The sequence below is a fragment of the Nocardia transvalensis NBRC 15921 genome, assembly GCF_000308875.1.
In the GTDB taxonomy this organism is placed as follows: Bacteria; Actinomycetota; Actinomycetes; order Mycobacteriales; family Mycobacteriaceae; genus Nocardia; species Nocardia transvalensis.
The window spans coordinates 20500-44321 of the sequence record NZ_BAGL01000063.1; the positions used below are offsets into that span (position 1 = coordinate 20500).

Sequence of the window (23822 nt, forward strand, 5' to 3'; positions counted from 1 at the left end):
CCCCCGACCCACCGCCGGTACGCACCCTAGGTGGCGATGTTCCTACCCACGCCCCACCACCCCACCTCGGTTCAGCCGCCTACTCACCCGTCGGCGCCGGACATGGAGTTCAACCAACTACGCCGGTACCAACCCGAAGATGATCAGCACGAGGTCACTCGTCGAATACCTCGTCCAAGGACTTGGCGGTAACGGCGCGCTCGATCCAATCCTCGATGCGATCGGGGTCACCGCACGCGGCGATGCGATCCCGCGCGTCCTGCGTCACCGCCATCCTCCGCGCCCTCAGCACCCTCAACAAAGCCGACACTGCTTCCTCGGTGCGCCCCTCGGCAAGCCCTTGTGTGTGCCCTTCACTCCGCCCCTGCGCCACGTACATGCGGGCGAAATCGCTCTGGTACTCCCTGGTCGCCATCATTTCCTCCAAACGGTGCCGGGATGCCGCGGGCAGGGCCGTCAACACCACGTCATAATACATTCTGGCCTGCTCATCGGTGGTTTCGTGTAGTCCTGCGAGCAATGCGTCGAATACCTGGTCGCGCTGGGGATCGTCGCCGTGTGCGATGGCCGAGAGCACGGCTAGCTCGGGCGTGGCGACAGCGACCGCGGGGTCGGTGATCACGGGGATCCGGTCGGGGCCGAGTACCAAGGGCCGCAGCACGAAGCCCGGATGTCCCAGATCGATCGGCTTGCGGCACCATTCGGCCACGTCCGGTGCGGGGGCTACGACCAGGAGGTACGTCGGACATCGCAGTCTCGACCGCAAGGTGGACAGGTATACCGGCCATTGCCACCTGCGCGTTTCATCTATCCCGAGTTGCACCTCGACATCGATGCCGACGATCGCTTTGTCGTCCGGACCGTACAGCGCGATCGCCGAGTCGCCGCGGAACTCCTTGGGACCGATATCGGTGAAGTCGCAGGGCTCCGCGCGGGCGATGCGGCAGTCCGGGACATGTTCGCCGAAGACATGCGCCAGGTACCACGCCGCGAGCATGGGCTGCGACCGGAAGAGCTCAACCAAACCCTCGTGCAGGTAGGACGGCATACCGCGAACAGTACGCGGGGGCACCGACATATTCGCCGCAGTGATTCCGCGAAATCGCCACTGACACAAAGGTTCTGGACGGTTGCTCAGGCCTGACTGTCCAGCCAGGACCGGACCTCGTGCATCAGGGCTACCGGCTGGTCGTAGTGGATCAGGTGGTTGGCTTCGGGGATCAGGCGCAGGGTGGAGGCGGGGATGAGAGTGTGGAGGCGGTGGGCCAGGTCGGTGGGGATCCAGGCGTCCTGTTCGCCCCAGACGATGTGGACGGGGATGTCGATGGCGGGGGCGCGGCTCTCGTTGTCTCGCAGGAACTTTTCGTCGTAGTGGGCTATCTGGCGGTAGAAGGCGGGCTGGCCTTCGGGGCCGGTCCACGGGTCGACGAGAGCGTCGAGGATTGCGGGCGGTAGCTCGTGGAGGGCGGCATTGGCGATGTAGGCGCGTACGAGGGCGCGGTGGATGTAGTCGGGGAGCTGGGCGAGGAGGTCGGGGTTCTCGGCGACGAAGCGGAAGAACGGGGAGCCGCTGGGCGGGATGGCGACGACGTCGACCAGCATCAGGGAGGCGTAGCGGGCCTTCTCGAACAGGTGCGCGCGCAGGGAGACCGCGCCGCCGAAATCGTGAGCGATCACGTGCGGTGCGGTCAGGCCCCAGTGGTCGAGGAGGGCGGCGAAAGCGCTTGCCTGCGAACCGAAGTCGACCGGATGCGCGGCGTCCTTCGACGACCGGCCGTAGCCCGGCATATCCCAGACGTGCACGGTGAAATCCCGAGCCAGCGCCTCGGCGAACGGATGCCATAGCAGCGAGGAGAACGGGGTGCCGTGACAGAACACGACATCGGGCCCACTCCCCCGGGTCGCGCACGCGATCCGGCGTCCCTGCCATTCGAACGTGTCGTCGAGCTCCATGCCCGCAGCGTAGTGGCCACCTACGACAGACCAGCTACGACGTCCCCGCACCCACCAGATTCTCCCCGCGCATGCGCTGCGAGATGACCTGCGTGATGCCGTCGCCCCGCATGCTGACGCCGTACAGCGCATCGGCGATCTCCATGGTCGGCTTCTGGTGGGTGATGACGATCAGCTGGGACTTCTCCCGCAGCTGCTCGAACAGCCCGATCAGCCGGCGCAGGTTGGTGTCGTCCAGCGCCGCCTCGACCTCGTCCATGACGTAGAACGGCGACGGCCGGGCGCGGAAGATGGCCACCAGCAGCGCCACAGCGGTGAGCGACTTCTCCCCGCCGGACAGCAGCGACAGCCGCTTCACCTTCTTGCCCGGCGGCCGGGCCTCCACCTCGATACCGGTGGTCAGCATGTCGGTGGGGTCGGTCAGCACCAGCCGCCCCTCGCCGCCGGGGAACAGCTTCGCGAAGACGCCGACGAACTCCTGCTCGACGTCCTCCCACGCCTCGGTGAACACCTGCAGGATCCGCGCGTCCACCTCCGAGACCACGTCGAGCAGATCCTGACGCGCCTTGCGCACGTCCTCGAGCTGGGTGGACAGGAAGGTGTAGCGCTCCTCCAGGGCCGCGAACTCCTCCAGCGCCAGCGGATTGACCTTGCCGAGGGTGGTGAGGTCCTTCTCGGCGCGCTTGGCGCGGCGCTGCTGGGTGGCCCGGTCGTAGGGCATCGGCTGCGGCGGGCTGACCTGGTCGCCCCGCTCCTTGGCCGCCTCGTACTCCTGAAGCTCCAGCGACGTCGGCGGCATCGGCACGTCCGGGCCGTATTCGGCGATCAGATCGTCCAGAGCCAAGGCGAACTGCTCGGAGATGGTCTGTTCCAGCTGCTCGATGCGCAGCGCGGCCTCCGCGCGGGCCACCTCGTCGCGGTGCACGGCATCGGTCAGCTGGGTCAGCTGGGTGGTCAGCGCACGCACCCGCTCCTTGGTCTGATCGACCTGGGCGGCGCAGTCCGTGCGTCGGCGCACCAGCTCGTCGCGGCGCGAAGATGCCTCGCCCACAACGACTTCCAGCTCGGCGGCGACCCGCTCGGCGGACTCGGCGACGACCGCGGCGACCTCCGCGGCGCGACGCCGGGCGGCCTGGGCGCGCTCGGCGCGGGCGCGGGACTCCCGTTCGGCCCGAGCGGCGCGGCGCAGCGAATCCGCCTTGCCGCGTACCGATTCCGCGCGCTCCTCCGCGGTGCGCACGGCCAGCCGCGCCTCGACCTCCATCGACCGGGCCTCGGCGAGGGCGCCCGCGGCCTCCTCGCGCTCGTACCCGGCGGTCTCGGTGCCCGCGTCGGCATCCGAATCCAGGTCGGACTGTTCGGATTCCGCGTGCCGCAGCCGGTCCTCGAGTTCGGCCAGCTTCGCCAGATTCTCGTCCCGCGCGGTCTCCGCGTCGGCCCGCTGCTCCTGGAGGCGATCGCATTCGGACTGCGCGGTGCGCGCGGTCTGGCCCAGCCGCCCGAGCCGGTCGTAGATCGACACCAGCGCCTGATCGGATTCGTGCAACGCCAGCAGCGCCTGGTCGACGGCCTGCTTGCGATCGGTCTGCTCGGCCTCGGCCCCCGACAGCGCCGCCTCGAACTCCTCGGCGTGCCGCTGCCAGGACACCAGTTCGGCCTTCGCGGAATCGATATCGGCCTGGATCTCGAGCTGGCTCGGTGCCCGGTCCGAACCGCCCAGCAGCCAGCCGTTCCCCGTCAGGTCGCCCTCGCGGGTGACGATCCGCAGATCCGCGTGCGCCGCCAGCACTCCGGCGGCCTGCGACAGGTCGTCGACGACCACGGTCGCGGCGGTCAGCGCGTCCACGGCGGCTCGCATCTCCGCCGGGCAGTCGACGACCTCGCCGAGCCACCGCGCCGACCCCGGCAGCGCGGGCCGATCCCCTTGTGCCGCATCAGGACCCGGCGCGCCACCGAAGACCATGGCGACGCGCCCGCCGTCGGCATCCTTCAGCGCGCGCAGGGCCGCGTGCGCGGTATGGCCGGTATCGGCGGCGACGGCATCGGCCAGCGGACCCAGCGCGGCCGCGACCGCCGCCTCGTATCCGGGATGCACCCGCAGCAGCCCCGACAGCGGGCCGAGCAGGCCCTCGGCGCGGTGCTCGGCCAGCCAGGCGCCGCCGTCCTTGCGGGCCAGGCCCATCGTCAGCGCCTCGATGCGCGCGGTCAGCGAGGCCACCTTCTTACTCGCCTCGCGATCGGATTCGCGCAGTTCGGTGACTCGCCGCTCGGCCGCCTCCAGGGCCTTGGCGGCGTGTTCGTAGGTCGTGTCCAGGCTCTCCTCGCCGGCGTCGAGTTCGCTCAGTTCCGCTTGGACGGACTCGAATTCGGCCTCGGCGTCCTCGCCGCGCCGCCGCGCCTCGCCGAGCGCCGTGGACAGCCGGGTGATCTCGGTGTCGGCGGACTGGGCGCGGGTGCGCAGATTGTCGACCTGACCGGACAGCCGGGCGAGTCCCTCGCGGCGGTCGGCGATGGCCCGGACGGCGGCCAGGTGGGCCTGCTCGGCGGCCTTGGCGGCCTGCTCGCGCTCGTACAGCTGCTCGCGGGCGGACTCGAGGGTCGCGGTGGCCACCTCGACGGCCTCGAGCAGTTCGGCCTCCTCGGCCTCGACGCGCGCGGCCTCGGCCTCCAGTTGTTCCGGATCGCGGCCGGTGCCCGCGGGCTGGTCGATGGTCAGGTTGCGGGCTCGGTCGCGGGCGATGCGGATGGTCGCGTTCACGCGTTCCACCAGCGCCGACAACTGGAACCAGGTCTGCGCGGCGGCCTCGGCGCCGGGCGTCAGCTTCGACAGCTCGAATTCCTGCTGTGCCAGCGCGGCATTGGCGGCGTCGAGTTCGGCCTGCACGTTGATCTGCTGCTCGCGGGCGTAGGACTCCTTGCTCTGCTGGCTCTCCAGCTCGCGGCGGCGGCTCACCAGATCGTCGGCGGCCAGCCGCAGCTTGGCGTCGCGCAGCTCGGACTGCACGGTCGCGGCGCGCCGCGCCACCTCGGCCTGCCGGCCCAGCGGTTTGAGCTGGCGGCGCAGCTCGGTGGTGAGGTCGGTCAGGCGAGCCAGATTGGCCTGCATGGCCTCCAGCTTGCGGACCGCCTTCTCCTTGCGCTTGCGGTGCTTGAGCACCCCGGCCGCCTCCTCGATGAAGGCGCGGCGGTCCTCGGGACGCGATTCCAGGATCGCCGACAGCTGACCCTGCCCCACGATGACGTGCATCTCCCGGCCGATACCGGAGTCCGACAGCAGTTCCTGCACGTCCATCAGGCGGCAGGTGTTCCCGTTGATCTCGTATTCCCCGGCGCCGTCGCGGAACATGCGGCGGGTGATCGACACCTCGGAGTAGTCGATGGGCAGCGCACCGTCGGAGTTGTCGATGGTCAGCGTGACCTCGGCACGGCCGAGCGGGGCGCGGCCGGCGGTGCCGGCGAAGATCACGTCCTGCATCTTGCCGCCCCGCAACGCCTTCGCGCCCTGCTCACCCATCACCCAGGTGAGCGCGTCGACGACGTTCGACTTACCCGAGCCGTTGGGCCCCACCACGCAGGTGATGCCCGGCTCGAAGCGCAGGGTCGTCGCGGACGCGAAGGACTTGAAGCCCTTCAGCGTCAGACTCTTCAGGTGCACAGCAGGCCAATCTACCCGGTGACCGGAGGTAGCTCCGAGTATGCCGGTCCGCGCCGCGCATTCCGCCCGCTAGGAGACGTTCGCGCCGGGACGGCGGCAGGCCCGGGACTCCCAGCCCATGAGGACGCGGAATACCAGCACCGCGCCCCACGGCCCGATCACCCAGATCGGCCAGGGATAGGTGATCTCGCCGGAACCGATCGAGATCATCGCCCAGATCGCCAGGCACAGCAGGCTGACGCCCAGCCAGGCGCTGCCCTCGATACGCTGCCAGATCGGTACGCGCGCAGGAGCTTTCGAGGCGGCTGGCCGATGAGTGGCGCGCGGCCGCGACAATTCGGGCAGATCCGACAGCACCAGCGTCAGGTCCTCGCGCGTGGCGGTGGCGTAGACCCGCTCGAGGCGCTGGTCGTATTCGGCGAGGTCGAGACGCCCCTCGCTCAGGTGCCGGCTCAGCAGATCGGCCACCTGCTGGCGCTCGGCGTCGGAGGCGCGGGTGCCGGTCGTGATGTCCATGGCTCGATGTCCTATCGATGGGATCCAATATTCCAAAGTGGAACGTAGATACAGGATCCGCCTTCCAAAGTGGAATGTCAAGGAGTCGGTCATTAAGTTAACGACCATTTGCATTCGGGTGCGACTAAATGAGAAGGTGAAGCTCCGTTTATCGCACAAGGAGTTCTTCGTGGATCTGGACTGGTCGCCTGCCGATCTGGCGTTTCGGGACGAGGTGCGGCGCTTCCTGGACGAGAATCTGACCCCCGAGCTGCGCCGCGCCGGCAGACTCTCCACGAGCGTCTACCCGGACCACGAAGCCAGCATGGAGTGGCAGCACATCCTGCACGCGCGCGGCTGGGCCGCCCCCGCCTGGCCGGTGGAGTACGGCGGCTGCGACTGGAGCCTCATCCAGCACTACATCTTCGACCGCGAGACCACGCTGGCCGGCGCGCCGGCGCTCTCGCCCATGGGGATCCGGATGGTGGCGCACGCGATCGTCGCCTTCGGCACCGAGGAGCAGAAGGCGTACTTCCTGCCGCGCATCCTCACCGGCGAGGTGTTCTTCTGCCAGGGCTATTCCGAACCGGAGGCGGGATCGGACCTGGCCTCGCTCACCATGGCCGCGGTCGACGACGGCGACGACCTGGTGTGCACCGGATCCAAGATCTGGACCACCCACGCCACCGAGGCGAACTGGATCTTCTGCCTGGTGCGCACCTCGAAGCTGGAGCGCAAGCAGCAGGGCATCACGTTCGTGCTGATCCCGATGGACACCCCGGGCATCGAGGTGCGGCCGCTGGTGATGACCTCCGGCGAGCAGGTACAGAACCAGGTGTTCTTCGATCAGGTCCGGGTACCGAAGAAGAACGTGCTCGGCCGCGTCGACGACGGCTGGACCGTCGCCAAATACCTGCTCAACTTCGAACGCGGTGGCGCACTGGGACCCATGCTCCAGGTGCTGGCCGAATCGCTGGCGGCACAGGCGAATACGCAGACCGGACCGAACGGCGGTGCGCTGCTGGACGATCCGGCCTTCGCGGCCCGCCTCGCCGACGCCCGCATCCGCGCCGACGTGCTGGAGATCCTGGAATACCGCACCATGGCGGCGATCTCGCACGGGAAGAACCCGGGGCCGGCGGCGTCCACGCTGAAGATCCTCGGCACCGAACTGAGCCAGCAGCTGACCGAACTCGCGCTGGAGGCGGCCGGGCCGCGCGGGCGGGTCTACCAGCCGCACGCCACCATGCCCGGCGGCCCGGTGGCCGATTTCACCGCGCCCGAGGACGGCTACGTCAGCGGCGAGGAGTGGCAGGCGGTCGCGCCGCAGCGCTACTTCAACGACCGCGCCGGCTCGATCTACGCCGGTAGCAACGAGATTCAGCGCAACATCATCGCCAAGGCAACCCTGGGACTGTAGACATGGACTTCGAATTCACCGCCGAACAGCAACTGCTCCGCGATACGGTCACCGAGTTCCTGGCGGCCCGCTACGACATGGACAAGAGCCGCGCCGCCGCCCGCCTCGGCGCGGGCCGCCAGCCCGAGATCTGGCAGGCCCTCGCCCAGGAGGTCGGCATCCTCGGCGCCAGCCTGCCCGAGAGCGTGGGCGGATTCGGCGGCGGGCCGATCGAGACGATGCTCATCGCCGAGGCGCTGGGCGAGGCGCTGGTCGTCGAGCCCTACGTGGATACCGTCGTCCTCGGAGGCGGATTGCTGCGCCGCGCGGGCGGCGAGCGGGCCGAGGCCCTGCTGCGCGGCATCGTCGCGGGCGAGGTGCTGACGGCGTTCGCGGCGCTGGAGGCGGATTCGGGCTACGACGTGCGGCGCGTCTCGGCGACCGCGCGTCCCGACGCCGACTCCTGGATCCTGGACGGCGCGAAGGTCGTGGTGACGAGCGCGCCACTGGCCACCCACCTGCTGGTCACCGCCCGGACGCCGGGGACGGCAGGCCTGTCGCTGTTCGTCGTGGACGCGCAGGCCGCCGGGCTGACCCTGCATCCCTACCGGACCATCGACGAACGCCGCGCCGCCGACGTCGTGCTCGAGGGTGTGCGGGTGCCCGCCGACGCGCTGCTGGGCGCCGAGGGCGGCGCGGACGAGTCGCTGGCGCTGGCCGTGGACGAGGCGATCGCCGCCATCTCCGCCGAGGCCGTCGGCGGGATGCGCAAGGTGCTCGCCGATACGGTCGAATACGCCAAGCAGCGCAAGCAGTTCGGGGTGCCGATCGGCAGCTTCCAGGTGCTGCAGCACCGCATGGTGGATATGCACCTGGAACTCGAACAGGCCATCGCCGCAACGTATCTCGTCACCCTGAAGCTGGATGCCGAACCGGCCGAGCGCGCCCGCGCGTCCGCCGCCGCCAAGGCCACCGTCGCCCGCGCCGCCCGCTTCATCGGCCAGCACGCCGTCCAGCTCCACGGCGCCATGGGCATGACCGAGGAACTGGCCATCGGCCACTTCTTCAAGCGCCTCACCGCAGTCCAGCACGAGTGGGGCTCCGCCGACTACCACACCGCCCGCTACGCGGCCCTCACCCGGCCCTGACCCCCTTCCCCCGGCACACCCCACCACTTCCCGGCACACCCCACCACTTCCCGGCACAACCCCCACCACTTTTCCGGCACAACCCCACCCCTTTTTTCCGGCACGCTTTTGGCCGGAATCCAGACGGTGGATTCCGGCCAAAAGCGTGCCGGAAAAAAGGGGGCACGGTGCACGACGAGAGGTGCCGGACACGGCACATACGGCGAGGCGCCGCCCGCTCTCCGGAGAAGTGGGCGGCGCCTCGTCGTTTTCGGTGCCGGTCGCCGTGTGCTCGCTCGGCGGCCGGGGTCCCGGTTACCGCACGGGATCGAAATCCCGGGCGGCGATATACGTCGGCCGGGCCGTCGGCGCGGCGTACGGATCCTGCAGGACGTTCTCGACGCTGTTGAACACCACGAAGATGTTCGAGCGCGGGAACGGGGTGATGTTGTTGGACGAGCCGTGCATGATGTTCGAGTCGAACAGCAGCGCCGATCCACGCGAACCGGTGAACTGCGCGATGCCGTGCTTGTTGCCCAGCACCGTGATCTCGTCGTGCGACGGCACGCCGATCTCCTGCTCTTTCAGCGACTGCCGGTAGTTCTCGGACGGCGTCTCGCCCTGGCAGGGCACGAACGTCCATTGCGAACCGGGCATCACCATCAGGCTGCCGTTGAACGAGTAGTTGTCGGTCAGCGCGATCGACAGACTCACCGCCCGGGGCGACGGCATCCCGTCCTCGGCATGCCAGGTCTCGAAATCGGAGTGCCAGTAGAACCCGGCGCCCTCGAAACCCGGCATGTAGTTGACCCGGCTCTGGTGGACGTACACCTCGGAGCCGAGTACCTGCCGGGCGAGCCCCACCACACGCTCGTCCCGGATCAGGTCGGCGACCGCCTGGCTGATCTTGTGCACCTCGAAGATCGACCGCACCCGGTTCGATTTCTTCTCGATGATCACCCGTTCGTCCAGGCGCAGTTCAGGATTGGAGGCCAGGCGGTCGATCTCGAAGGAGAAGTCCGCCACCTCCTCCGGCGACAGTAGCTGATCAATGATCGCGTACCCGTCGGCGTCGAAGTTCGCCAGTTCAGGCGAGGTGATCCGGCCCCACACGGTCGGATCGTTGCGTTCGATCGAGGGCACCTCGGTCATGGTGCGGGTGCGGTATCGATCGATTCGACTGTCGGCCAACGTCATCGCGGTGTTGTCCTCCTAGCTAATCCGTGACGGCGACCACCGGGTAGACGCCGTTCTCGTCATGCACCTCCTGGCCTGTGACCGGCGGGTTGAACACGCACAGCATCCGCATCTGGGTGCGGGTCTCGAGCCGATGGCGTTCGTGCCCGTTCAGCAAATACATCGAGCCAGGCCCCAATTCGTAGGAGACACCGTTGTCGAGGTCGTGAAGCGTGCCCTCGCCCTCGACCAACCACACCGCCTCGACGTGGTTGGCGTAATGGAACACGTGGGTGGTGCCTGCCTGAATTGTGGTCTCGTGGAAGGAGAACCCGACCTTGTCGCCGCCCAGGATGATGCGCTTGCTTCGCCAGCCCTCGGCGGCGACGTCGCGATCGGTACCGGTGATCTCCGCTGTGGTGCGCACGATCATGTGTCAGTTGCCTCCTCGGGCCATATCGACCGCGTTGCCCAGAATGGTCAGACCGTGGTCGAGTTCGTCGTGGGTGATGGTCAGCGGCGGCAGCAGCTTGACCACCTCATCTTGCGCCCCCGAGGTCTCGACCAGCAAGCCCTGTTCGAAGGCGATGCGGGTGACCTTATTCGCCTCCGACGGCTCCTCGAACACCAGCCCGTGGACCAGGCCGCGGCCGCGGTTCGACACGCCCTCGTAGGTGTCCGACAACTTGCTGAAGGACTTGTGGATGCGCGCGCCCTTCTCCGCGGTGGCCTCCTCGAGGGCGCGGTCGGACCAGAAGTGCTCCAGCGTCGCGGTGGCCGTCACGAAGGCCGGGTTGTTGCCGCGGAAGGTGCCGTTGTGCTCGCCCGGAGCCCACTGGTCGAGCTCGCGCTTCATCAGCACCAGCGCCATCGGCATGCCGTAACCGCTGATGGACTTCGACAGCGTGACGATGTCCGGGGTGACGCCCGCGATCTCGAAGGAGAAGAACGGTCCGGTCCGGCCACAGCCCATCTGCACGTCGTCGACGATCAGCAGGATGCCGCGCGCGGCGCACAGCTCGGAGAGGTGCTTGAGCCACTCGGCCCGCGACACGTTGACACCGCCCTCACCCTGCACGGTCTCCACGATCACGGCGGCCGGCTTGTCGATGCCCGACGAGCCGTCGTCGAGGGCCTTCTCCATCCAGGCCAGCCCGTCCGAGCCGTCCAGGTAGCCGTCGTAGGGCATCGGGTTCACGTGCACCAGCGGCACACCCGCGCCCGCGCGCTTGGCGGCGTTGCCGGTGACCGACAGCGCGCCCAGCGTCATGCCGTGAAAGGCGTTGGTGAAGTTGAGGATCGCGGTGCGCCCGGTGATCTTGCGGGCCAGCTTCAGCGCCGCCTCCACCGCGTTCGCGCCGGTCGGCCCGGGGAACTGCACCTTGTAGTCCAGCCCGCGCGGCGCCAGCAGCACGCGCTCGATCGTCTCCAGCAGCCGCTGCTTGGCGACCGTGGACATATCGAGGCCGTGGGTGATGCCGTCACGCGCGATGTAATCGATGAGCGCCTGCTTCAACACGGGATTGTTGTGGCCGTAGTTGAGGGCACCGGCGCCGGCGAAGAAATCAAGGTAATCACGCCCGCTGTCGTCCCGGATCCAGGATCCCTGCGCCGTGTCGAACAGTGTCGGCCAAGATCGGCAATAACCGCGGACATTGGATTCGAGCGATTCGAAAACGGTCATCTCAGCGGTGGTCATCGATGATCCTTTCGTGTGGCGTGCGCCACGTTGTTCAATGGCGCGATCCGGTACAGGTCTTCCGATTCGTGACCGTCCGGAAAATCTTGCGGTTCGAACAGAGTTTCCTGGTTGAGCTGGGCGCCCCGGCGCCGCGCCAGCGAGGCGAACATCGCCTGCGAGGCCGCGTTGTCCGGGGAGATCGTCGTCTCCAGCGTGGTGACGCCGTGCTCGGCGACGTTGTCTACCAACTGTTCCAACATCGCCACACCGAGCCCGCGACCGCGGAAGGCGTGGTCGACGGCCACCTGCCAGACGAATACGGTATCCGGCGACTCGGGCCGGAGGTATCCGGTGACAAATCCCGCAATTTCCGATCCGATTTCGGCGACGACGGACGTCGCACGGAAATCGCGGCACCACAGCAGATAAGCATAGCTGGTATTGGCGTCCAGTACCTGGGATTCGACGGCAATACGCCACATCGGCGCCCCGTCACCAAGCCGCGGCGTGCGAATCACCGCTGGCGCAGAGTTATCCCGGTCACTTTCGCGACTATCGGGAGCAGGGGAACCGAAAGGAGTACTCCGTGTTCGGGTCTCTATCACCCTTCCAGAATTGCCAATGAACTTTGAGGCCAACCGGTCGAATACTTTACGGTTGTGTTACAACCATTTTAAACAGTTGTTTTCGTCACATTCGGGAGCCGGACGACGAACCGGGCGCCGCCGCCCGGGCGATCGATGCACTCCACCGATCCACCGTGCGCCGCAACGGTTTCGGCGACGAGGGCCAGCCCGATACCGGTGCCCGCGGCAGCGCGGCGGCCGCGCCGCACTGTTACGAAACGTTCAAATATGCGTTGCCGGTCCTCGGGCGCCACGCCCGGCCCGTGGTCGTCGACGGTGATCACCACCTGGGCGTCCGTCCGCTCGACGGTGACCCGCATCACGCCGCCCCCGTGCCGGTCGGCGTTCTCGAGCAGATTCACCAGCGCCCGTTCGAGTTCGAGCTTGCGCCCCGTCACCGTGGCGTCGCCGGAGACGGTCAGCAGATCCGGCGGATAGCGCAGATCCGACAGGGTGTGGGTGAGCAGGTCGCGCACCGACAGCGGTTCGGCGTCGGCCCGGTGCATGCGGGCCTCCGCGCGCGCCAGCGCCAGCAAATCGTCCAGCAACCGGCGGAGATGTTCCAGTTCGGCCCGGACCAGCACCAGCGCCCGGCGCGATCGCTCCGGGAGTTCGTCCTCGTAGCGCGACATGACACCGACGCTGGTGGTCAGCGTCGTCAGCGGCGTGCGGAGTTCATGACTCACGTCACCGACCAGCCGGCGCTCGCGATCGATACGTTGCTGCAAGGAATCGACCATGGTGTTGAAGGCGTCCACGGTCGGGGCCAGATCGGGATCGTCGGTATCGGAGAGCCGGGTGCCGAGTTCCCCGGAGGCGATCCGCGCGGCGGCCCGGGTGAGCCGGCGCAGCGGGACCAGCAACCGGCGCGACAACCACACGCCGAATCCCGCGCCGACCGCGATCCCGCCGGCCACGCACACGGCGAGGGTCACCCAGAAACCGGCGTCCAGCGCGGAGACGAGCACCACCAGCAATCCGGACACCAGCCCGGACATGACGGCGAAGGCGAAGATGGCGCGACCGCGCAGCGTCCGGCGACCCAGTTCGCGAAATCCCCGGCGCGGCTCAGCGCTGGACATCGAGACGGTAACCGAGGCCCCGGACCGTGACGACGATGCAGGGCTCCGACGGATCCCGTTCTATCTTGGTGCGCAACCGGCGCACGTGGACGTCGACTATCCGCTCGTCACCGAAAAAGCCGCGGTCCCAGACCCTTTCGAGCAGGACGCTGCGCGAGAGCACGCGGCCCGGCGTCTCGGCGAGTTCACACAGCAGCCGGAATTCGGTGAGCGTCAGGTGGAGTTCCTCCTCGCCGCGCCGCACCGTGCCGCCGTCGGCCGAGAGCACCAGGGGCGCTTCGGGATCGGCGTCGAGGATCATCTCCTCCGGCGCCGGCGGCTCCTCGGGCTCGGCGAACTGCTGGGCGCGGCGGCGCAGCGCTCGCATGCGCGCGGTGATCTCCTTGATCTCGAACGGTTTGGTGACGAAATCGTCGGCGCCGGCCTCCAGGGCGGCGACCACATCGTGAGTATCGTCACGTGCGCTGACCACTATTATCGGGACATCGTGATCGCGGCGGATCTCCCGGATACAGGAGAAACCGTCCATCTCCCCCAGCGTCAGATCCACGATCATCACATCGGGGGCGCCGTTGTCACGCAGATGTTCGAGCGCGTCCTCGGCCTCTTCGGCCTCCTCGACGTCGTATCCCTCGTCCTCCATGGCCAGTCGCAGGGCGCTCCGGACCCGGTCGTCGTCTTCTACGATCATCAGGTTAGCGCTCATAAGTACTTCCCTAGCAGATACTCGGTCCGGTGCCCCAACGCCTCGACGGCCTGATTACGAAGGACATAGGCCGGTAGCTGGAGTACCCGCTGAGCCCTTTCGTAAACGCAGGGCAACACCTCGATGTGCTGGCACCCACGATCGACCCGTAAACTGCCGGTCGAAACAGTAAAGCGATGGTGCGCTGTGGAGTTTTCACTCTGCAGGCGTACGGCGAGCGCAGGAGACACAATGTCAGGTCGCCGCTGCCGATTCGGTGTCACACTGGGCGTAATTGCCCTGGTGACGATGCTGATGGCCGCGTGCTCATCCTCGTCGGGATCCGGCCCGAAGGCTGGTCCCGCAACATCGGGCCCGGTGAAGCCGGTGATCTCGGTGACCCCGGCGGCCGGGAGCGAGGATGTCGATCCGCTAGGAACGATCGAGGTGTCCACCTCCGACGGGATCCTGTCGTCGGTCGAGATGACCAACGAACAGGGCAAACCGGTGGAGGGGATTCTCACACCGGACAAAACCGCTTGGAAACCGACCGGTCCGCTCGGCTACGGCCATACCTACAATGTTACCGCGCAGGGGCTGACCATCACCGGCCCGAGCGGTCCGGCGACGGCCACCTTCTCGACCCTGACGCCGCGCAACCAGACCAAGGCGTATCTGACCACCACCGGTGGCCAGACGCTTGCCGAGGGCGGTAGCTACGGGGTCGGCACCGTGATCGTCGCCAAGTTCGACGAGGACATCCAGGACCGCGCGGCCGCCGAGAAGCGCATGAGTGTGACATCGGACCCACCCGTGCAGGGCTCCTGGTACTGGCTCGACGATCGCAACGCGCACTGGCGGCCACAGCAATACTGGGCCACGGGCACCAAGGTGACGGTGGCGGCCAACATCTTCGGCGCCGAGCTGGGCGGCGGCATGTACGGGCAGGAGGATACGAAGACCTCCTTCACCATCGGCCCGTCGCACGTCTCGATCGCCGACGACAGCACCCATCAGGTCCAGGTGTTCGAGAACGGCAACCTGATCCGCACCATGCCCACCTCGATGGGCCGCGGCGGCAGCGAACAGGTCGGCAACAAGACGATCTACTTCAACACCCCGGCCGGCATCTACACGGTCATGGACAAGGCCAACCCGGTCATCATGGACTCCGCCACCTACGGCCTGCCGGTCAACTCCCGGCTGGGTTACAAGGAGACCATCGGCTGGGCCACCCGCATCAGCGGCGACGGGGTCTACCTGCACCAGCTCGATTCCACGGTGTGGGCGCAGGGCAGCCAGAACACCTCGCACGGCTGCCTGAACCTCAGCCTCGAGAACGCGCGGTGGTTCTTCAACTTCGCACAGCCCGGCGATGTCGTGGAGATCCGCGGCACCACCGGCCCGCCGCAGCCGACCTGGAACAACGGCGACTGGGCCGTGCCGTGGGATCAGTGGCTGGCGGGGAGCGCCCTGCACTGAGCGACGCCGCCGCCGTCCCCCGGGTTACGATGCGCCCGCCTGTGAACGACGTGGGATGTGGATTGGCGGCTGCCGTATGGCGAAACGGAGAAAACTCGAGGAACACCCCACCGTCGTCCGGGTCCGCGAGCGATCCGAAGCCGCCCGTCCGCCCGGTCCGCTGGACGCGGCGTGGCTGCGCGAGGTGGCCCTCGACGCCGGCGCCGACGATGTGGGGTTCGTCGAGATCGACCGGCCGGAGCTGGCCGACGAGCGCGCGGAGATCGAGGCCGCCATGCCCGGGGCCCGCGCGCTGATCAGCATCGTGTGCCGGCTCAATCGCGAGAACATCCGCACCCCGGCGCGATCGGTGTCGAATCTCGAGTTCCACCACGGCACCGACGACACCAACGACGTGGCCCGCGGGATCGTCACCGCGCTGGAGCGCCGCGGCGTGCGCGCGCTGAATCCGTCGGTCGGCTTCCCGATGGAGATGGACCGGTTCCCGGACCGGATGTGGGTCGTCTCGCACAAACCGGTGGCGGTCGCGGCCGGACTGGGCCGAATGGGCATACACCGCAACGTCATCCATCCGACGTTCGGCAACTTCGTCCTGCTGGCCACCGTGGTGATCGATGCGGAGATCTCCGAGTACTCCCGGCCGATCGACTTCGATCCGTGCCTGGAATGCAAGCTCTGTGTCGCCGCGTGCCCGACCGGCGCGATCTCACCGGACGGCCATTTCGACTTCTCCGCCTGCTACACCCACAACTACCGGGAGTTCCTGGGCGGGTTCGGGGACTGGGTCGAGCAGGTCGCCGACAGCGGCAGCGCCGACGACTACCGATCACGGGTCGCCGACAACGAGACCGCCTCGATGTGGCAGAGCCTGTCGTGGGGCGGCAATTACAAGGCGGCCTACTGCATGTCGGTATGCCCGGCGGGTGAGGACGTCATCGGCCGGTACCTCGACAACAGCAAGGAGCATCTGAACCAGGTCGTGCGGCCGCTGCAGAACAAGGAGGAGACGGTCTACGTCGTGCGGGGCTCCGACGCCGAACAGTATGTCGCGCAGCGGTTCCCGCACAAGACGGCCAAGCTGGTGAACCGCGGCCTGCGCCCGACGAGTATCGACAAATTCGTGAACGGGCTACCGCTGGTCTTCCAGCGTGAGCAGTCCCGGGGCCTGTCGGCGACCTATCACTTCACGTTCACCGGCGCCGAGCGGCGCTCGATCACCATCGCCATTCACGACCGGACCCTCGAGATCACCGACGGCCATCAGGGCGATCCCGACATCCGCGTCACCGCCGACTCCCGCGCCTGGATACGCTCGCTCGCCAAGAAGTCGGCGCTGCCACGAGCGATCATGCTGGGCCGCATCAGGATTCACGGTTCGCCGCGACTTCTGCTGGCCTTCGGCCGCTGCTTTCCCAGCTGAACCCCACCGCCCGACACCCCCCGTTTTCCGGCGCGCTTTTGGCCGCAATCCACCGGTACCGCCGATGGTTCCCGGCCAGAAGCATGCCGGAAACGATTGTGACCCATGCCGGGAAACGATTGTGGTCGGAGGCCGCTCACACCATGGCGCGAACGGCCTCCGTCGGCATTACCGCCCGCAGTGCACCGGCGGATTCTTGCCGTGGTCGGTGGCCGTCCACTGCTTGTCGCGGCCGCCGATGTAGCCGCCCCAGTCGATGCACTGGCCCTTCGCCTCGACGAAGACCGGACCGGCGTACTCCTCGAATTCGCCCTCGTTCTCGTACCACTGGTTCGCGCCACCGTCGAACACCTGCACCCCGGCGCCCATCGCCTTGCGCTCACCCGCCTTGTCCCGCACGGTGACCACGCAGTTCTTGTCGCCGTTGTACGTCAGGAAGACCGTCCCGCCCCCGATGTCGTGGGTGTCGATCACGTCGTATCCACCACCACACTGACCGCCGTACGCCGCCGCGGACGCGGTGGCCGGGAAGAACACCGCCGCCGCGGCGGAGATTCCCAGCGCACCCACACAGGCGGCCACCGTCTTCTTGGCATTGATCATGCAGGAGGTTCCCTTCTTGCCGAGCTGTATATCGGTCCGCTTTGTACCATTTCCCCCGCCGCCCCGGAAAATAGCTTCCCCACATCTGGGAGGGCGGTGCGGACTCGGCGACCGACAGCCCTGGTCACGGCGGCGCTACCTCCTGCGGCTCAGTCGATCTCGAGGACGGCCTTGCCGTGCAGGCGGCGGTCGAGCAGGGCGCGGGCGGGCTCGGCGGCCTCGCGCCACGAGCCGCGCCAGGAGATCTGCGGATCGATCCGCCCGGCGGCGACCTCGCCGGCCAGCCAGGTGAGGTCGTCCGAAAGCCCTTGACCCGCCAGGAGATAGAACGTCACGAGGGAGCGGTCGTGCCGGCCTTCGTTGGCGAAGAGAGCGCCGAACGGGAACGATTCGCCCACCCCCGCGGAGTGGCCCACCGATACCAGCGTGCCGCCGCCGGCCAGTTGCCCGAACGCCGCGACCAGCTGCGGGCCGCCGACGAGATCCACGACACCGTCGACCCGGACGGCGAGATCGTCAGGCCCCGAGACGATGTCGTGTGCGCCCAGCTCGAGCAGCGCGGGGCCGTGTGCCTCCGGATTCCCCGTGGAGGCGACGACGTGCGCACCACCCGCGCGGGCGAGCTGCACGGCATAGCGCCCGACTCCCCCGGCGGCGCCGGTGACCAGGATGCGCTTGCCGAGCAGCGGACCGATGCGGCGCAGGGCCTGCACCGCGCTGACGCCCGCCACCGGCACCGTGCTGATCGCGCCGGGATCGGCGCCGGGCGGCACGTCGCCGATCAGTGCGGTGTCCACGGCCCGCAGTTCCGCCCAGCCGCCGTCCGGCGCGACCGTCACCACCGGCGTTCCGGCGGCCGGGCCCGAGCCGTCCGCCGCGGCCCGCTCGACCACGCCGGCGGCGTCCCAGCCCAGCACCGCACCTTCCGGGGCGTCGGCGACGCCGAAGGCCACCTCTCCGTAGTTCAGCGAGGTCGCGGTCGTCCGGATCAGAGCCTGACCGGGCGCCGGAACCGGATCCGGCGCCTCGCCGAGCCGCAATCCGCCGGGGACCGACCTGTCGATCAGCAGTGCGCGCATAACCTCTCCCATTCACCAAGTGCCACTCGGTGGCATGTTAACCTCGGTGGCAATAGCGCACAAGGTACGGTTGGCTCATGGAATCGGCGATCTCCGACGCGCCCTCGCTGCGCGACCGCAAGAAGAGGCGCACGCGGCAGACGCTGATCGATGTGGCGCTGGAGCGGTTCGTCGCGGACGGTTTCGACGCGACGACGCTCGACCAGCTGTGCACCGAGGTCGAGGTCTCCAAGCGCACGTTCTTCCGCTACTTCACCAGTAAGGAAGACGTGGCCATGGCGCCCACCCAGGACCTGTGGACCGCGTTCCTCGCCGAGTTGGAGACCCGGCCGCCCGGCGGCGACGGCCTGCTGCTGGATCTGGTCCGCGACACCCTGGTCGCCGCGCTGGGTCAGATGCCCGCCGAGGGCTGGGCCGAGCGCGTCCGGAGCAGCCGCACGCTCGCCGAGCGGGTCCCGTCGATGAATGCGCATGGTCTCGAATTCTGCGACCGCACAACACGTTCCGCCCTGACGGTGCTGAACGACCGCTTCGGATTCGACCCGCACGACCCTCGTCCGCGACTCGTCCTGGACCTGACGATCGCCGCCTTCCACTGGGCCCTCGACGAATGGACCCGGCTCCCCCGCCCCGCCGGCCCGGACACCCTGGCCACCCTCCTCGGCGATGCCTGCGCGGCCGCCCGGGAAACCACCACACTCACGATCTCCACACGAAAACCACACGGCCCCAACACATCCGCAAGTTGATCTGCACTCCCGGCGGCAAAGCGCAACGCCGCCGGTCCGAGCGAATCGACATCGCGGCGGTGGCGTCAGCTCGCGCCGGGCGGGGGGCGGTTCGGGTCGGGGCGGACGTGGGCGCGTACGCCCTGCAGGCCGAACAGGATCAGTAGTTCGACCGCACCGCCGTCGGCGCTGCCCAGCCAGTGGGGTTCGGAGGTGTCGAATTCGGCCGCCTCGCCGGGCGGGAGGGTCAGGTCGCGGGTGCCGAGGACCAGGCGCAGGCGGCCGTTGAGGACGTACAGCCATTCGTAGCCGTCGTGGGTCTGCGGCGTCGGGTCGAGTGGTTCCGGTACCGCGGGGATCATCATCTTGAACGCCTGCACGCCGCCCGGGCGCCGGGACAGCGGGACGAAGACCATGCCGAAGCGGTGGATCGGTTTCAGGTGGATGCGGGGGTCGCCGGTGCGCGGGGCGCCGACGAGGTCGTCGAGCGGGACGTCGTAGGTGCGGGAGAGCGGCAGCAGCAATTCCAGGGTCGCGCGGCGCTGCCCGCTCTCCAGCCGGGACAGGGTGCTCTCCGATATCCCGGTCCTGGTCGCGAGGTCGGCGAGGGTGAGACCGCGGTGTCGGCGCAGCGCGCGCAGGCGCGGTCCCACGGTGTCGAGCACGTCGTCCGTATCGGGATCCACCAGATCATCTTGCCGGAACAGCAAGATCGCGTGCCAGATCGCGGTATGGCCGGAAAGACTGGGGAAGTCCCGACCCGAGGAGTCACGATGAGCACCACCGATGCGGTCACGTTCTGGGACGGTGTGTATGCCGCCCGCCCGCCTGCCACCGATCCGCAGCCGAATCTCCGTCTCTCCGAGATGGTTTCGACCCTCTCGCCAGGAGACGCGCTGGATCTCGGATGCGGTGACGGCGGCGACGCGCTGTGGCTGGCGCGCCGCGGGTGGCGCGTCACGGCGGTCGATATCTCGGCCGTGGCGGTCGAACGGCTGGCCGAGCTGGCCCGGGCGAACGGTCTCGACGGCCGTCTCGCCGCCGAACAGCACGACCTGCGCGCGTCCTTTCCGGACGAGTCGTTCGATCTGGTCTCCGCGCACTACCTGCACACGCCCTACGACCTGGACCGGGCGGATGTCCTGCGCCGGGCCGGGCGTGCGCTGCGTCCGGGCGGGCTGCTGCTGGTCGTCGACCACGGTTCGACCGCGCCCTGGTCGTGGAATCAGGATCCCGATGCCCGGTACCCGAGCCCGCGGGAGGTCGCCGCGGAGATCGATCTCGACCCCGCGCTGTGGGCGGTCGAGCGAGCCGACGCGCCGCGCCGGATCGCGACGGGTCCCGGCGGGCGCACCGCCGAGGTCACCGACCACGTCCTGCTCCTCCGCCGCACGGCCTGATCAGCGAAGGAACCCTCGTGCCCACCACCTCACGCCGCCGCGCCGACGCGCCGCCGCCGCGCACCGGCAACACCGAATCCGACACCCTGCGCGGTTTCCTCGACTACCTGCGGACCTCCGTCGCCGCGAAGGTCGAGGGCGCCCCCGAACCGCAGGTGCGCGCCGCCGCCGTGCCCTCCGGCACGAACCTGCTCGGGCTGCTCGTGCACCTGACCTACGTCGAGCGCGCGCTGTTCCTCGGGGACACAGTGACCGACTGGCAGGCGACCTTTCACGCCGCACCGGAGGACAGCGTGACCGAGGTCGTGGCCCGCTACCGGGAGGCGGTCGACCGCGCGAACGACGTCCTGGACGGATGCGACGATCTCGGCGCGCCCGTCCCGCGACCGGGCCGCCCCGCGCCCAGCGTCCGGTGGGCACTCACTCACATGATCGAGGAGACCGGCCGCCACGCCGGCCATGCCGATATCCTTCGCGAGCTGATCGACGGCGCGACCGGGCGTTGAGCGGTCGCGCAGCGGCTATTGCGTTGCGGGACCGAGCGTTTCCGCGGAGAAGGGCAGGCCCTGCCCTATCCCCCACATCTCCGCGAGGCGGCCGTCGTGGACCCGGAAGATCTCGAGCAGCATCGGCCGATCGCCGCCGTCCGGGACGCCGTCCACCGATGAACGGATGGCCACCCTGTCACCGTCGACCAGGACGTCCTCGGCGACGACCCGGACATCGGGAAAGCGGGTGACGAGGGCACGCCAGGCGTTCTTCCCCGCCTCGAATCCGGTCGTGCCCAGCGCGTGGCTGAAGAAGTCGGGCGTGAACAGGTCGTCCGCCTGATCGAAGGCCCTGGTGTTGAAGCATTCCTGCAAGCGCCGGACGAGAGCGCCGGGGTCGGGTGCGGTCATGAGCGAAATCCCCTCGTGCTGAAGAACGAGCGACGCGAGCCATAAACGGTGCGCCGCCCCGGTTACGGCTCCAGCATATACGGTGCGTCGCCCCGGTTATGCTGTAATCGCTATGCCCACCCCACCGCCGAAACGCACCACGCCCCCGCCCGACCGGGAACTCCGAGCGGACGCCCGCCGCAATCGCGAGCAGGTCCTGCGGACCGCACAGCGACTGTTCGCGCGAGACGGCCTAGGTGTACCGCTCGACGAGATCGCCCGCCGAGCGGGAGTCGGCCCGGGCACCGTCCACCGCCACTTCCCCACCAAGGAGTCGCTGTACCTCGCGGTCGCGATCGACGGGCTGGAGCAGCTGGTGGCGGAGGCGAAAGCGCTTACCGCGGCGGATGATCCCGACGCCGTCTACACATTGCTGGCCCGGATGATGGCCAATGGTGCAGAGAACGCGGCGGTGAAGAGCGCGTTGGCCGCCGCCGAATTCGACCTCCGCACCGCGGCCCCGCAGGTCGCCACCGACCTCACCGCCCACGTCGCCGACCTCTTGGACCGCGGCCGCACGGCCGGAACAGTCCGACCCGACATCACGGTGGAAGAAGCCATGGCCCTGGTGGCCGGCGCGTTCACCGCCATTCGCCACGCCCACGCCGAGTCCAGCCGGGCCCGCTCGGCTCACCTGGCCCGGATCATCCTCGACGGCCTTCGCCCTCCCCCATGACCGAGATCCCGTTGCCCGGCGGTTTCGTCAATCGCGTGGTCCGCGTAGGCGATACGGTCCGTCGGGACGTCGGCCACAATTCCGATTTCGCCCACCGGCTGTTACGCCGTTTCGAGCAGCGGGGATGGTCGGGCACTCCCCGATATCTGGGCATGGACAGCCAAGGACGCGAGGTGCTCACCTATCTGGACGATATTGCGGGACAGCCGGATTCGACCGATCAGAGCCTGGTAGCCGTCGCACGAGCCGTGCGCGAGTTTCACGACCTGACGGCCGGGACACCACTGGCCGCCGATCAAGACGTGGTGTGCCACAACGACCTCTCTCCGAAGAACACCGTCTACCGTCCCGGCGGATCCGTCGCCTTCCTCGACTGGGATCTCGCCGCACCCGGCGCCCGCATCCACGACATCGCTCATATGTGCTGGCAATACCTGAATCTCGGCCCATCTGTAGCCGACGTGACGGTAGCCGCGAACCGCATGCGGCTGATGTGCGACGCCTACGGCCTAGCCGACCGGACGCACGTGGTCGATACGATCCTGTGGTGGCAGGACAGGTGTTGGCGCGGAATCGAATCCGCCGCCGACAACGGTGACCCGGCGATGGTGAACCTCCGCAACAGCGGTGCCGTCGACGCCGTCCGCGCCGCCTACGACTGGACCAGCGAACACCGCGCGGAGTTCGCGACGGCCGGCTTCACCGGGCGAGGGTGAAGCCGGCCGTCTGGCCTCAGCTCCGGACCGGGTGGGTTTTGTCCAGGTCCAGGTTCAGTTCCAGGACATTCACCCGGGGCTCGCCGAGGAAGCCGAGGTCGCGGCCGTCGGTGTGGGCGGCTACGGCGGCGCGGACGTCGGCCTCGGAGAGGTTGCGGGCCTTGGCTACTCGGGGGATTTGGAGGGTCGCGTAGGCCGGGGAGATCTGGGGGTCCAGGCCGGAGGCGGAGGTGACTACGGCGTCGGAGGGGACGGGGGTGTCGGCGGGGGCGTCGCCTCGGATCGGGACGATCAAGCCCGCCGAGTAGTCCTCGCCGATCCGGGCGCACTCGACCTCCACACCCTCGTAGGTGTCCAGGAACGGTGCGGCCGGGCAGGTCTCGTTTACGCTCACCACCCGGGTCGGGTGCGGGACACCACCGCGCGCGTCGCGCGGGCCCAGGACCGCCAGGACCGCGCCGACGCCGGAGGGGGTGCAGAACGGACGGCTGCCGTCCACGCCCTCGCGTTCGCCGATCGCCTTGCTGCGCGCGCACACCTGGGTGAGGAGGCTCTGCTTGGCGTCGTCCGGGTTCTCGGCGAGGGTGCTCTCCGGGCCGAGGTTGGTGAAGCTGGTCGAGGTCGGGTCGTAGCCGTCGCCCTTTCCGGACGCCGACGGGCGGCTCTGGAAGTACTGCGCCAGCGCGTTGCCGTTGCCGTCGGTGAACGCCTGCCCGATCAGCGACGAGCCGACGATCCTCCCGTCCTGTTCGATCAGCGACCCGTTCGCCTTGTCGTGCAGCCCGGGCAGCTGCGCGACCACGAAAACCGCCACAGGATAGGCGATTCCGGTGATCACCGTGAGCACCAGCAGCGCACGCAGCGCCGCGAGGTGTTGCCGGATCCAGGTTGACATACGCAT

24 protein-coding genes are annotated in these 23822 nt (G+C 68.5%); 9 read left to right on the forward strand and 15 right to left on the reverse strand.

What is annotated here, in order from left to right; genetic code table 11:
* Window positions 1-154: 154 nt before the first annotated feature.
* The 4 genes from ON41_RS22010 to ON41_RS22025 all read right to left on the reverse strand — a co-directional run bounded on the left by ON41_RS22010 (window position 155) and on the right by ON41_RS22025 (window position 6124).
* Complete coding sequence (locus tag ON41_RS22010) at window positions 155-1048, reverse strand: hypothetical protein (protein ID WP_040749620.1); 894 nt, start codon at window positions 1046-1048, stop codon at window positions 155-157.
* 86 nt (window positions 1049-1134) lie between these two features.
* Window positions 1135-1953, reverse strand: coding sequence for an alpha/beta fold hydrolase (locus ON41_RS22015; RefSeq protein ID WP_040749621.1), 819 nt, complete (start codon window positions 1951-1953; stop codon window positions 1135-1137).
* Between the two features lie 34 nt (window positions 1954-1987).
* Entirely contained in the window at window positions 1988-5608 is a 3621-nt protein-coding gene (smc, locus tag ON41_RS22020; protein WP_040749622.1) for a chromosome segregation protein SMC, read from the reverse strand.
* A gap of 69 nt (window positions 5609-5677) precedes the next feature.
* Window positions 5678-6124 (reverse strand): DUF1707 SHOCT-like domain-containing protein, encoded by a 447-nt coding sequence (locus ON41_RS22025; protein WP_040749623.1) that lies wholly within the window; start codon window positions 6122-6124, stop codon window positions 5678-5680.
* Between the two features lie 169 nt (window positions 6125-6293).
* On the opposite strand from ON41_RS22025, the gene ON41_RS22030 reads away from it, so the two are divergent.
* Together ON41_RS22030 and ON41_RS22035 are read left to right on the forward strand one after the other, a co-directional pair.
* Window positions 6294-7523 carry an acyl-CoA dehydrogenase family protein gene (locus tag ON41_RS22030; RefSeq protein WP_040749781.1) on the forward strand — a complete coding sequence of 410 codons (1230 nt, stop codon included), beginning with the start codon at window positions 6294-6296 and terminating at the stop codon, window positions 7521-7523.
* Between the two features lie 2 nt (window positions 7524-7525).
* Window positions 7526-8650, forward strand: coding sequence for an acyl-CoA dehydrogenase family protein (locus ON41_RS22035; protein WP_040749624.1), 1125 nt, complete (start codon window positions 7526-7528; stop codon window positions 8648-8650).
* 294 nt (window positions 8651-8944) lie between these two features.
* Here ON41_RS22035 and thpD read toward each other — a convergent pair whose 3' ends face one another.
* The 6 genes from thpD to ON41_RS22065 form a co-directional block, all read right to left on the reverse strand.
* Entirely contained in the window at window positions 8945-9826 is an 882-nt protein-coding gene (gene thpD, locus ON41_RS22040; protein WP_040749625.1) for an ectoine hydroxylase, read from the reverse strand.
* 19 nt (window positions 9827-9845) lie between these two features.
* Window positions 9846-10238: an ectoine synthase gene (locus ON41_RS22045; protein ID WP_040749626.1), complete on the reverse strand. Its 393-nt coding sequence runs from the start codon at window positions 10236-10238 to the stop codon at window positions 9846-9848.
* A 3-nt stretch (window positions 10239-10241) separates the two neighbouring features.
* A complete protein-coding gene (ectB, locus tag ON41_RS22050) occupies window positions 10242-11504 on the reverse strand; it encodes a diaminobutyrate--2-oxoglutarate transaminase (protein ID WP_040749627.1) in 1263 nt (420 codons plus the stop codon).
* Window positions 11501-11968, reverse strand: a complete 468-nt coding sequence (ectA, locus tag ON41_RS22055; protein WP_051162155.1) for a diaminobutyrate acetyltransferase — start codon at window positions 11966-11968, stop codon at window positions 11501-11503. The genes ectB and ectA overlap by 4 nt, the downstream gene beginning before the upstream one ends.
* 191 nt (window positions 11969-12159) lie before the next feature.
* The gene (locus tag ON41_RS22060) at window positions 12160-13194 is read right to left on the reverse strand and encodes a HAMP domain-containing sensor histidine kinase (RefSeq protein ID WP_051162157.1); all 1035 of its coding nucleotides are present in this window, start codon (window positions 13192-13194) and stop codon (window positions 12160-12162) included.
* On the reverse strand, window positions 13181-13900 hold the full coding sequence (locus ON41_RS22065; RefSeq protein WP_040749628.1) for a response regulator transcription factor: 720 nt from the start codon (window positions 13898-13900) through the stop codon (window positions 13181-13183). The genes ON41_RS22060 and ON41_RS22065 overlap by 14 nt, the downstream gene beginning before the upstream one ends.
* A 231-nt stretch (window positions 13901-14131) precedes the next feature.
* Between ON41_RS22065 and ON41_RS22070 the strand changes: the two genes are divergently transcribed.
* Window positions 14132-15361, forward strand: coding sequence for a L,D-transpeptidase (locus ON41_RS22070; protein WP_040749629.1), 1230 nt, complete (start codon window positions 14132-14134; stop codon window positions 15359-15361).
* 76 nt (window positions 15362-15437) lie between these two features.
* A complete protein-coding gene (locus ON41_RS22075; protein ID WP_040749630.1) occupies window positions 15438-16781 on the forward strand; it encodes an SCP2 sterol-binding domain-containing protein in 1344 nt (447 codons plus the stop codon).
* Window positions 16782-16949: 168 nt separating this feature from the next.
* Here ON41_RS22075 and ON41_RS22080 read toward each other — a convergent pair whose 3' ends face one another.
* Window positions 16950-17384 carry a hypothetical protein gene (locus ON41_RS22080; protein WP_051162159.1) on the reverse strand — a complete coding sequence of 145 codons (435 nt, stop codon included), beginning with the start codon at window positions 17382-17384 and terminating at the stop codon, window positions 16950-16952.
* A gap of 149 nt (window positions 17385-17533) precedes the next feature.
* A complete protein-coding gene (locus tag ON41_RS22085; protein ID WP_040749631.1) occupies window positions 17534-18463 on the reverse strand; it encodes a zinc-binding dehydrogenase in 930 nt (309 codons plus the stop codon).
* Between the two features lie 77 nt (window positions 18464-18540).
* Here ON41_RS22085 and ON41_RS22090 point away from each other — a divergent pair, with 77 nt between their 5' ends.
* Window positions 18541-19212: a TetR/AcrR family transcriptional regulator gene (locus ON41_RS22090; protein WP_051162161.1), complete on the forward strand. Its 672-nt coding sequence runs from the start codon at window positions 18541-18543 to the stop codon at window positions 19210-19212.
* 65 nt (window positions 19213-19277) lie between these two features.
* On the opposite strand, the gene ON41_RS22095 is transcribed toward ON41_RS22090, so the two are convergent.
* Window positions 19278-19877: a helix-turn-helix domain-containing protein gene (locus ON41_RS22095; protein WP_040749786.1), complete on the reverse strand. Its 600-nt coding sequence runs from the start codon at window positions 19875-19877 to the stop codon at window positions 19278-19280.
* An 87-nt stretch (window positions 19878-19964) separates the two neighbouring features.
* Here ON41_RS22095 and ON41_RS22100 point away from each other — a divergent pair, with 87 nt between their 5' ends.
* Together ON41_RS22100 and ON41_RS22105 are read left to right on the forward strand one after the other, a co-directional pair.
* Window positions 19965-20591 (forward strand): class I SAM-dependent methyltransferase, encoded by a 627-nt coding sequence (locus tag ON41_RS22100; protein WP_040749632.1) that lies wholly within the window; start codon window positions 19965-19967, stop codon window positions 20589-20591.
* A 17-nt stretch (window positions 20592-20608) separates the two neighbouring features.
* Window positions 20609-21097, forward strand: coding sequence for a DinB family protein (locus ON41_RS22105; RefSeq protein WP_040749633.1), 489 nt, complete (start codon window positions 20609-20611; stop codon window positions 21095-21097).
* A gap of 15 nt (window positions 21098-21112) precedes the next feature.
* Here ON41_RS22105 and ON41_RS22110 read toward each other — a convergent pair whose 3' ends face one another.
* Window positions 21113-21490, reverse strand: coding sequence for an ester cyclase (locus ON41_RS22110; RefSeq protein WP_040749634.1), 378 nt, complete (start codon window positions 21488-21490; stop codon window positions 21113-21115).
* A gap of 112 nt (window positions 21491-21602) precedes the next feature.
* Between ON41_RS22110 and ON41_RS22115 the strand changes: the two genes are divergently transcribed.
* Together ON41_RS22115 and ON41_RS22120 are read left to right on the forward strand one after the other, a co-directional pair.
* Window positions 21603-22205, forward strand: a complete 603-nt coding sequence (locus tag ON41_RS22115) for a TetR/AcrR family transcriptional regulator (protein WP_040749635.1) — start codon at window positions 21603-21605, stop codon at window positions 22203-22205.
* On the forward strand, window positions 22202-22921 hold the full coding sequence (locus tag ON41_RS22120) for a phosphotransferase (protein ID WP_040749636.1): 720 nt from the start codon (window positions 22202-22204) through the stop codon (window positions 22919-22921). The genes ON41_RS22115 and ON41_RS22120 overlap by 4 nt, the downstream gene beginning before the upstream one ends.
* Window positions 22922-22937: 16 nt before the next feature.
* On the opposite strand, the gene ON41_RS22125 is transcribed toward ON41_RS22120, so the two are convergent.
* Entirely contained in the window at window positions 22938-23822 is an 885-nt protein-coding gene (locus ON41_RS22125; RefSeq protein ID WP_040749637.1) for a potassium-transporting ATPase subunit C, read from the reverse strand.